The 10,623-nt window shown below is 49.0% G+C and carries 10 protein-coding genes; 6 read left to right on the forward strand and 4 right to left on the reverse strand.

Annotation, left to right across the window (positions count from 1 at the left end; translation table 11 throughout):
• The first annotated feature begins 108 nt into the window (after window positions 1-108).
• From nadA to ACI4J0_RS07340, 4 genes are read left to right on the forward strand one after another with little or no spacing between them, the layout of a single operon-like run.
• Complete coding sequence (gene nadA / locus ACI4J0_RS07325) at window positions 109-1,026, forward strand: quinolinate synthase NadA (RefSeq protein WP_439765162.1); 918 nt, start codon at window positions 109-111, stop codon at window positions 1,024-1,026.
• Window positions 1,027-1,066: 40 nt separating this feature from the next.
• Complete coding sequence (locus ACI4J0_RS07330) at window positions 1,067-2,257, forward strand: glycoside hydrolase family 5 protein (RefSeq protein ID WP_439765163.1); 1,191 nt, start codon at window positions 1,067-1,069, stop codon at window positions 2,255-2,257.
• Complete coding sequence (locus ACI4J0_RS07335) at window positions 2,254-3,006, forward strand: hypothetical protein (protein WP_439765164.1); 753 nt, start codon at window positions 2,254-2,256, stop codon at window positions 3,004-3,006. The genes ACI4J0_RS07330 and ACI4J0_RS07335 overlap by 4 nt, the downstream gene beginning before the upstream one ends.
• Before the next feature lie 15 nt (window positions 3,007-3,021).
• On the forward strand, window positions 3,022-3,723 hold the full coding sequence (locus tag ACI4J0_RS07340; protein WP_439765165.1) for a hypothetical protein: 702 nt from the start codon (window positions 3,022-3,024) through the stop codon (window positions 3,721-3,723).
• A gap of 97 nt (window positions 3,724-3,820) precedes the next feature.
• Here the strand turns inward: ACI4J0_RS07340 and ACI4J0_RS07345 are convergent, their stop codons facing one another.
• The 4 genes from ACI4J0_RS07345 to rpsF all read right to left on the reverse strand — a co-directional run bounded on the left by ACI4J0_RS07345 (window position 3,821) and on the right by rpsF (window position 6,904).
• Window positions 3,821-5,539, reverse strand: coding sequence for an HD domain-containing phosphohydrolase (locus tag ACI4J0_RS07345; protein ID WP_439765166.1), 1,719 nt, complete (start codon window positions 5,537-5,539; stop codon window positions 3,821-3,823).
• Between the two features lie 184 nt (window positions 5,540-5,723).
• Complete coding sequence (gene rpsR / locus ACI4J0_RS07350; RefSeq protein ID WP_178725378.1) at window positions 5,724-5,972, reverse strand: 30S ribosomal protein S18; 249 nt, start codon at window positions 5,970-5,972, stop codon at window positions 5,724-5,726.
• Window positions 5,973-6,017: 45 nt separating this feature from the next.
• The gene (locus ACI4J0_RS07355) at window positions 6,018-6,545 is read right to left on the reverse strand and encodes a single-stranded DNA-binding protein (RefSeq protein ID WP_439765167.1); all 528 of its coding nucleotides are present in this window, start codon (window positions 6,543-6,545) and stop codon (window positions 6,018-6,020) included.
• A 68-nt stretch (window positions 6,546-6,613) separates the two neighbouring features.
• On the reverse strand, window positions 6,614-6,904 hold the full coding sequence (rpsF, locus tag ACI4J0_RS07360) for a 30S ribosomal protein S6 (protein ID WP_439765168.1): 291 nt from the start codon (window positions 6,902-6,904) through the stop codon (window positions 6,614-6,616).
• A gap of 264 nt (window positions 6,905-7,168) precedes the next feature.
• Between rpsF and ACI4J0_RS07365 the strand changes: the two genes are divergently transcribed.
• Both ACI4J0_RS07365 and pap read left to right on the forward strand, forming a co-directional pair.
• Window positions 7,169-8,740, forward strand: coding sequence for a glycoside hydrolase family 10 protein (locus ACI4J0_RS07365; RefSeq protein ID WP_439765169.1), 1,572 nt, complete (start codon window positions 7,169-7,171; stop codon window positions 8,738-8,740).
• Between the two features lie 274 nt (window positions 8,741-9,014).
• Window positions 9,015-10,496 (forward strand): polyphosphate:AMP phosphotransferase, encoded by a 1,482-nt coding sequence (pap, locus tag ACI4J0_RS07370; RefSeq protein WP_439765170.1) that lies wholly within the window; start codon window positions 9,015-9,017, stop codon window positions 10,494-10,496.
• Window positions 10,497-10,623: the final 127 nt, after the last annotated feature.

Here is a 10,623-nt window from a genome sequence, read left to right on the forward strand (position 1 = left end):
GGTAAATTCTCTGTAAAATAAAACACAGCAAATCCGCTTGAAAAAAATCAGTATAAATGGTATAATTAAATGTATTACAGTATGTTCCCGATATGGAGTTGTGAATTTATGATAAAGGATATCCAGGAAAAGATAATAAAGCTTAAAAAAGAAAAAAACATCTGCATACTCGCCCACTGCTACCAGACCCACGACATTCTCGAGGTAGCGGATTTTACGGGAGACTCCTTCGGTCTTGCGCAGAAGGCGGCAGCAGCAGACTGCGACGGCGTAATAATGTGCGGCGTCCGCTTTATGGCGGAGACCTGCAAGATACTCTCCCCCGAAAAGCGGGTATATCTCCCTCGTTCCGAAGCGGGCTGCCCTATGGCAGAGCAGCTTGATGTGGATATGCTCCGTCAGCTTCAGGAAATGTACAAGGGCTATAAGACCGTTGCCTACATAAACACCACCGCAGAGCTCAAAACTCTCTGCGATGTCTGCGTGACCTCCTCCTCGGCGGTTGATATCATCAGAAAAATGGACGCAGACAAAATACTCTTCATTCCCGACTGCAACTTAGGCGATTATGTTGCAAAGCAGATACCCGAGAAGCAGTTCAAGTTCGTAAGCGGCGGCTGCCCCACCCACGCCCGCATCACCGTTAAGGAGGTGCAGAAGGCAAAGGAGGCTCACCCCAATGCCCTTGTGCTTCTTCACCCCGAATGTCAGCCCGCAGTTACCGCAATGGCTGATTACGCAGGCAGCACCACGGGAATTATGGATTTTGCCAAGAAAAGCAGCGCAAAGGAATTTATCATCGGCACGGAAAACAGCATAGTCCAGCACCTGAGCATAGATTGTCCCGACAAGATGTTCTACGCCCTTTCCAAGGACTGCTTCTGCCATAATATGAAGATAACCTCCATCACCGACGTTCTCCACTGTCTCGAGGGAACGGACGGCGAGGAAATAATCCTCCCCGAGGAAACAAGGATAAAAGCAAAGGTATGCATTGACGAAATGCTGAGACTGGGACAGGCGTGAGCCCTGCCCCGAATGCAAAACCGAAAGGACGTAAAGGAAAATGAAGATATCAAAAGGAATAGCAGCCGCAGTAGCAGCAGCCGTAATGCTCATGTCCCTGTCAGCCTGCGGACAGACATCTCCCGAAGATCCCGACGCTCCCTCTGAGGAAACCACCGCAGCCGAAGCGCCTGCCGCTATGAGAGATATCCCCTCCACCGAGCTTGTGAAGGAAATGAAGGTGGGCTGGAATTTAGGAAATACCCTTGATTCCGTTATCGAAAATCCCAAGGGAACAGAGCTTCCTTCCGACTGGGAGACCGCCTGGGGTCAGCCCGTGACCACCAAGGCAATGATAGACAACGTTGCCGCACAGGGCTTCAACGTCCTCCGAGTACCCGTTACCTGGGAGGGCAAGTTCGGCGAAGGTCCCGACTATACCATCGACCCCGACTGGCTCGCAAGAGTGAACGAAGTTGTCGACTACGGCATAGACAACGATATGTTCGTTATCCTCAATCTCCACCACGAGGACTGGCATATGCCCACATACGAGAATGAAGCCGCAGCACAGGAGATACTTGTGGCTCTCTGGACTCAGATAGCAGACCATTTCAAGAATTACAATGAAAAGCTTATATTCGAGGGTCTGAACGAACCCCGTCTCAAGGGCGACCCCTCCGAGTGGAACGGCGGAAACGCAGAAGCGAGAGAGGTCATCAACCACTGGGAGGCAGCTTTCGTGGAAACCGTAAGAAATTCCGGCGGCAACAATAAGCTCCGCCACCTTATGGTAACGCCCTACGCCGCTTCCTCGGGCGATAACGTCCTGAATGATTTTGTGGTTCCCGATGACGATAAGGTCATAGTTTCCATTCACGCATATCTCCCCTACACCTTTGCCCTTGCCGACAATGCCCAGGGAACAAAGGAATGGAGCGCCGACAACGCCGCAGACACACGCGACATCGACGTGCTCATGGCAAAGCTCAAGGACTATTACCTTGACAAGGGCATTGCCGTAATCATCGGCGAAATGGGATGCCGAAACAGAATGAACACCGAAGCCCGTGCAGAATGTGCAAGATACTATTCCAATGCCGCACATAACGCAGGCATACCCATCTGCTGGTGGGACAACAACGCCTTTGTGGGCAGTGGCGAAAACTTCGGCATATTCGACAGAAACACCTTTGAGTGGAGATACCCCGACATCAATGCTGCTCTTATGGAGCCTTTTTCCGAGAAATGATCGATATAATAAAGTTTGATGAAGCCTGCCGCACCGTTAATTCGGGCGGCAGACTTATTAAGGGAATTGGTACAAAGTGCGAAAAGAGCGTCCACGCAGTGCTGAAAAACTACTACGAGCCCTTTCACGACTCACAGGAGCAGAAAATTGGCGGATACATTGCGGATATCGTGGGAGAAAACGGCATAATCGAGATACAGACGGGTCATTTTTCCTCGCTGAATGAAAAGCTGAATGCCTTCCTGCCTGTTTCAAGGGTAACAGTGGTCTTTCCGGTTTTCACAAAGAAGCGGATAATCACCCTCGACGGCGAAACAGGCGAGGTAAAAAGCCGCCGCACCTCACCCGTAAAGGAAACGGCATACGAAATATTCCCGAACCTTTTCCCCATCTGTGAATATCTCACTCATGAAAATCTCAGCTTTATTATCACCCTGCTTGAAGCGGACGAGCTGCGTGTCCCGCCCGAAAGCGTGGGACGGAAAAAGAGACGGCGAGGCAGACTTTCAGTCATAGACAGGATACCCACAGCCCTCACAGGCGAAATATGCATAAACTCTCCCCGCGACTGGGAACAGCTTGTCCCCTGCCTTTTTGAGGAGGATCATACAACAGAGGACCTGGCAAATTCGGCAAACATTTCCCGCGAGACTGCTCAGACGGCACTTTCAGCCCTTTTTCGCGGCGGAGTGGTCATGAGAACGGGCAAAAAAGGAAACGCCTACACCTACAGATTTCATAACGGATAAAAGGACGGTTTTGATATGAAAATACAATACACAGCGGCACTCCTTGCCCTGCTTTTAATGTGCGGCTGCTCAAAAAACGAGGGCGAAACGGAGGAGGAAAGCGAGACCCTGCTTTCTCCTGCCACCACTGCTTCTTCGGTGACAACAGCTCCCGAGGAGGAGCCTGAAATAAAATATTCCGCCAAATCCACATATTATGTTGAGCATAACGAGCCGCAGCACAGCTCTGAGGGCGGAGCTGCCAACAAGGTAATACCCCTGAAGGATGGGGATGAGCTGACCTTCCGCGCCGCAGACGGCAGCGGAGAAGCCGTATCCCTCGAAGTGGGAGACGAATTTTCGGGCTGGACCATGGACAGCTTCCTTATGTTCTCAAACGACAACGGCTCCTTTCAGTCCCGATTTTCCACGCAGGAAAGGGAGTTTGAGGGCACCCTCACCATTCACATAAGTGACCTGACCGACGAGCTTGAAGCCGCATTCGTTCCCGACGACGCCGCATCATTTCCCAAAGCCTCCACCGACGGGCGCACTCTCTGGTTTGCGGCGGATAACCTTGAGGAGACTCTTGAAATGCTGGGCTATTCCCCCGAGGAGACCTTTGAAAAGGAGACCGTATTGCGCGTAAGGCTTAAAACCGACCGAATTTACATCAACAATCTCCCCCTTGACGATGTAAACAATCTGATACGTGTGCTTTCCATAGAAAAAATATGATAACTAAGGCTGCCGAAAATAACTTTTCGACAGCCTTAATTGTCTCTTATATTATAGCACATTAGTTTCGTAATGTCAATGGATAAATTGTAAATTTTCAGCCTGCCCGAACATTATCCTGTCCTGCAAGGGACTCGTCATAATAGCTCTCCAGCATAGGTCGGCATTTCAGGAACTCTCTGCCGAGAACAGGGTCAAAATGCTCTCCCAGCGCCTCCTCGATTATCCCGAAAGCCCTGCTGTAGGTCATAGCGTCCTTGTAGCACCTCTTGCTCACAAGAGCGTCAAACACATCCGCCAGCGCCATAATTCTCGCCTCCACAGGGATATCCTCCCCTGCGAGATGGTCGGGATAACCGCTGCCGTTCCATTTTTCGTGGTGGTAATGGGCAATGTTCACTGCAATGTCCGCAAACTCCTCCGACTCAGCGCCGTCAAGTATCTTTCTGATTATCTCCGCACCCTTAGCGGAATGCGTTTTCATTATCTCAAATTCCTCGGCAGTGAATTTACCCGGCTTTCTGAGTATCTCATCATCAATGGCAATTTTTCCCAGGTCATGCATAGGCGCAGCCTTAACAACATTGTCCAGAAACTCATCGGAAAGCTCCGGACCGCTCTCTCCCTTTCTCAGCTCCTCTGTAAAAATGCCGATAACATCGCTTGTGCGCTTGATGTGACCTCCCGTGCTGCTGTCTCTGCCCTCGACCATATCCGCCATGCCCAGGATAAGCTTGTCCTGCATCTGACGGATATGAGCAGTCTGCTCCTTGACAGACCTCGAAAGCTCATCGTTATAATTGTTCAGGAGGTGGATATAGTCTCTCTGCCCCGTATCATCGGTTATCTCCACAACATAGCCCGTCCATTCGGTCTTGTTATCGCGGTAAGCAGGAGTGACAGATACCTTAAATTCTCTCATATCCCTCTTGAGGTAATAAACATACCTGCTCTCGTCCCTGAGATTTGAACCGATATTTTCATAAAGATAAGAGTTCTCCTCGGGAATGGTGTGGTCTATGAGCAGGCTTTTGAGCTCGGGAAGGAATCGCTTCGCAGCATTGTTGCAGCCCATGAACTGCTTTTTCCTGTTGAAAATGATGTATCCGCTGTTTTCCGACTGCTCCAGATTGTCCGAAACCATCTTTGAAACATCGTACATCACCATGCGTCTGAAAATGAGCAGCACGATTATCTCCACGATAAGGTAAACATAAACCGTTATCTCGATCTTTGAGCCGAAAAGCCGCTGCCCGAAATAAGAAGCAAAGGTAATGATCACCGACACCAGCAGCACAGAAGCATATTTATATGAACATCTCTGCTGTCTGAAAAGAGCGACTATCATAATAATGACCATTGCCGCAACATATCCCGCCAGCATAGTCAGAAAGACCCAGTGAAGCGGACCGTACTCCTTGACAAGGCGTGTAAAGCCCCCCGACCTGTCGATAGAAGCACCTTTGTAATACCAGTCGGTATAGCCTGCGGTATAGGTGCAGCACAGCACAGCAATGTTGATAAACGTCATCATCAGCAGCTTTCGTCCGCCGATACGGACCTTCAGCAGCTGACAAATGGTGGTGAGAAGAAAAAACGGAAGAAAGACCGAAGCAAGGTAAATAACTCTGTTTGCAAGCAAAGCCTCCTCAACGTTCTGAGAAAACGACAGTGCAAGACAGCCGCCGTTATGCAGTATTACGCAGGTAAAGGACATAAGCAGAGACGAAATGTTCTGACTATGCCCGATAGACCAGAGTATCATAAAAAAGATCACCGAAAGCGCCAGAGCAACCGAATAATATATTGTCACCATAAAATGTATACTCCATATGGAAATTATTCTCGCTTTAACCAAATAAATTATACCATAAACAGTCAAAAATGTCAACATAAATTTCTGCGGCATAACAAAAAAGCCGTCTCCAAAAGCTTGGAAACGGCTTTAAAGCACATAATTATCTCTGCCATGAAAAGATCAGGTCAGAAAGCGTTTCTTATTAGTCGGAAACGTAAGGAAGAAGAGCGATGTGTCTTGCTCTCTTGATAGCTACAGTAAGCTCTCTCTGGTGATATGCGCAGGTGCCGGTAACTCTTCTGGGAAGAATCTTGGAACGCTCTGTCATACATTTTCTGAGCTTTGCGGTATCCTTGTAATCTATCTTCTCCACTCTGTCAGCGCAGAACATGCAAACCTTCTTGCGGGTTCTCTTTGCGCCGCGGGGAGCTCTTTCTCTATCCTTTTCCATGATGAAACCTCCTTATTTTAGAATAATGGTAGTCTGTAAGGTTTATCAGAACGGCAGGTCGCTGTCGCTGATAACCTCCTCAAAATCGCTCAGATCTCCTACAGAGACCGAAGGAGCGGGAGCAGACTGCTGATATGCGGGCTGTCCCTGAGGCTGCGAATAGCCTCCCTGACCGCCGTAATTGTTCTGCTGATAATTATTGTTATAGCCGCCCTGCTGATAATTACCGCCCTGTCCGTTGTTCTGAGGCTTGTCTCCGGCAAAATACACGGAGTCAACATAAACATCGGTGGTGTAATGCTTGACATCGGGGTGGTTCCTGTCATCGTAAGAACCTGTACGGAGATTGCCCTCAACGCAGATCATTCTTCCCTTGGAAAAATATCTGCTTACAAATTCCGCTGTCTGTCTCCAGGCAATGCAGGTGATAAAATCAGCCTGTCTTTCTCCGCCCTGAGGGACGAAGTTTCTGTCAACAGCTACGGTAAATCTGCACGAGTTCACTCCCGACTGTGTCTGACGAAGCTCGGGATCGGCAGTAAGTCTGCCCATAAGAATAACCTTGTTCAGCATTTGAAAACTGCCTCCTTTGGATAAACAATAACATTCAGACTTGCTTTGATTACTTAACAGTAATTTGATTACTTAACAGTAATCAGTGAACGCATAACGCCCTCAGTGATCTTGAGCACACGGTCAAGCTCAGCGGGGAAATCGGGAGCAGATGTGAAGGTGTAGAGAACATAGTAACCCTCTGTCTGGTCGTCGATCTCGTAAGCAAGCTTCTTCTTGCCCCACTCGTCAACGGACTCAACGGTACCTGCCTCTGCCATCATGCCCTTGAACTTCTCAGTGAGAGCCTTGATGCCGTCCTCACCCTGTTTCAGGCTGAAAACTACCATTGCTTCATAGGTTTCGTTTACTTTTGCCATTTATAAGCACCTCCTCTTGGATTACGCCCGCACTTCAAATGTGTGGACGAGGATAACGTATAATATTATACCACCGGTCAAGCCTTTTGTCAAGGGCGTTTTAAGGCGGTATGCAAATTTATATGTAAATTTTTTGTAAACAACCGTCGTCATAAATCCCGGATTTACATTATTTTCCGACCCCTGATACCATTGACAAGGATATGGAAAATGAGGTATAATTTATACAGGCAAATTGGCAATTCCCGAAAGGACGCTTGTTTTATGAAAAAAATACTGAGACCAATATCAATAGTAATTTCCGCCGCTGTCATGATATGCGGCTGTACACAGGTAACGGACGAGCTGCCCGACAGCTACAGCGAAACGGACCTTATTTACGAAACGGAGACCTCAATTATAACCTCATTTACGGAGCAAAGCTATACCACCGCTTCGGAGACCGCGTCAACAACATCGGAAACAGTCATATCCAAGGCTGACAGCTCAGTCTCTTCCGAGACCGAAAGCGAAACGCCCCCGTCACCCACCGGATCCGTGACCGAAGCTCCTACCGAGACAGAAACCCAAACATCTCCCGTGACCGTTTCGGAAACGGAGTTTGTCCCGGGCACCCTTCCCCCCGAGACTACCGCCGCCACCGCTCCCTCAATAACCGTTGTAACCATCCCCACCCTCCCCGAACCCACCGAAAGCACATCGGCGGAAAGCGTTTTGCCCGAAACGGAAAGCTACTATCCCCAGAGCGGATATTACCCCCTGAACTTCGACCGTCAGAAGGCGGTGTGGGTGTCCTATCTTGAATATGACCGCATTATGCGGGGGGCGGACGAGGCTCAGTTTACAAAAGCGCTCAATGCCTGCTTTGACAATATTGCCGCTTTAGGCTGCAATACCGTCTATTTCCAGGTGAGAGTTTACGGCGACGCATATTACAGCTCCTCCCTCTTCCCCAAGGGAGACCGGCTCACGGGAGATTACGACCCTCTTGAAATTGCCGTTAAATCGGCTCACGACCGCGGACTTTCCATTCACGCCTGGATAAATCCCATGCGGCTCATGACCGATACGCAAATGAAAAGCTATCCCGAAAGCTATAAAATAGGAAAATGGTACAATGACCCTGCGGTAAACGGAAAATACATCGTCAATTCCTCGGGAAGATGGTACCTGAACCCCGCCTACGCCGAAACGGTCTCCCTTATCTGCGACGGCATAAGCGAGATAGTCACCTCCTATAACGTGGACGGGATACAGATAGACGATTATTTTTATCCCACCACCGACCCCTCCTTTGACAGCGCCGCATATTCGGCAAGCGGCACATCTCTGAGTCTGGCGGACTGGCGCAGGGACAACGTTACCAAAATGGTAAAGAAGATGTACGAAGCTGTCCACGGCGCAAATCCCAAGGCGCTTTTCGGCATTTCTCCCCAGGGCAATACGGATAATAATTTCAATGAGCTTTATGCGGACGTTTATACCTGGTGCAGCACCTCGGGCTGCTGCGACTATATCTGTCCACAGATATATTTCGGCTTTGACAATGCGGCTCAGCCATATGCGGAAACGGTGGACAAGTGGGATAAGCTTGTGACAAGCCCCGATGTGAAGCTTGTCATCGGTCTTGCCGCATACAAATCGGGTACCGAGGACAAATATGCGGGAGCAGGCAGCTCGGAATGGATAAATTCAACCGATATCCTTGCAAGACAGCGCGACCTTACGGATATCTACAATGCAGGCTATGCCTTTTTCAGATACGATTCCCTGTTCCTCCCCGACCCCGCTGTGGCGGCAAGCGTAAATGCGGAGCTGGACAATCTCCGAAAATAAATACGGATAAAAAGAGACGGCTTTTAGGGAAGTACCGATAAAGAATAAATTATCGGTACCGTGCCACACACTTTGTTCGCTTCGCATTTTAACCAACGAAGCGGCAAAGGGGACACCCCTTAGGCTGTCTCTTTTTTTCGGGACTGATACTGCATTTTTTATTGATAAGATCTTAAAATTTCTCTTGATTATTTCCAAAAAATATTGTATAATTATAAAAAGCACTTTACGGAAATTTCTGTATAATTTCACGAATAAAAAAGGAGGTACTCATATGCTGGAAAACGCTCTGAAAAACAAACAAGACCATTTCGATTACAAGGAAATGACCTCACAGCTCAGGCAGACGCTTTCGGGACTGCAGCTTCAGCTCAGAGATAAAAAGCTCCCCGTTATCGTTATTTTCGAGGGCTGGAGCGCTGCGGGAAAGGGCAGCCTTATCGGGGATATGATAAAGTATCTGGACCCGAGATTTTTCAAGGTACATTCCACCCTTGCCGCCGCTGAGCATGAAAAGCGCTACCCCCTGCTGAAACGCTTCTGGGAGGATATCCCCGAATACGGCAAAATGTCCATTATGGACAGGAGCTGGTACAGGGAGCTTGCCATCGCCCGTATGGAGGAGGACATTTCAGGCGCAGAATACAGCCGCAGGATAAATTCCGTCAACTGCTTTGAACGGCAGCTGACCGATGATGGCTATCTTATAATCAAGCTGTTTCTGCATATCAGCAAGGACGAGCAGAAGCGCCGTTTCAACAAGCTGCGCGATGACGATGAGACGAAATGGAGAGTTACCGAGCTTGACAAGAAGCGCCACAAGCACTACGATGAATATTACGAAAGCTTTGACGATATGCTTGTGAAGACTAATTCTCCCCATGCCCCCTGGCATATTATCGAAGCCGCCGACAAGGCGTTCACAAGGTATCAGATGTTCAGCATCATTGTGGATAGGATAACAGCCGCTCTGAGCGGGGAAAGAAAAGGCTTCCCTGTGACGGAGGATTTCCCGCTGCTGCCTATGCCCGAGCTTGCGGATATATCCCTTGAGGGAAAGGCTATTCCCGGAGACGAGTATATTGTGCAGCTGAAAAAATGTCAGAAGGAGCTTTCAGTGCTCCACAGCAGGCTTTATCAGGCAAAAATTCCTCTGATAATCGCCTTCGAGGGCTGGGACGCAGCAGGAAAAGGCGGCGCAATAAAGCGTATCGCATCTGCTCTTGACCCGAGAGGCTATGAGGCTGTACCTATTGCCGCTCCCGACAAGACCGAGCTTAACCATCACTATCTCTGGCGTTTCTGGAACCGTCTCCCGAAAACGGGTCATATCGCCATCTTTGACCGCACCTGGTATGGCAGAGTTATGGTCGAGAAGCTTGAAGGCTTTACTTCTCCCGAGAGATGCGAACAGGCATACGCTGAGATAAACGAATTTGAAAAGGAGCTTACCGACAGCGGCGCCATAGTGGTGAAATTCTGGCTGCAGATCGACAAGGACGAGCAGCTCAGACGCTTTACCGAGCGGCAGAACACCCCCGAAAAGCAGTGGAAGATAACCGATGAGGACTGGCGCAACAGAGAAAAATGGGACAGCTACGAGAAAGCCGTCAATGAAATGCTCCGCCGCACCTCTACGGTATATGCGCCCTGGAATGTTATCGAAGCCAATGACAAGCCATTTGCAAGGATAAAGACTATGCAGATAATCATTAACGCTGTTAAGGAACGGCTCAAAGAGGAAAAGAAAAAGTGACCCGAGCATTTTCTCAGCGCTTCACAAAATAAACCCGGTGGGCTGCCGCAGTACAAGCTGCGGCAGCCCACACAGTCTGTCGAAAAAGGAACGACAATTATATAATATGCACAAACCCATACAGAAA

The sequence above is a fragment of the Huintestinicola sp. genome, assembly GCF_051882455.1.
Lineage (GTDB): Bacteria > Bacillota > Clostridia > Oscillospirales > Ruminococcaceae > Huintestinicola.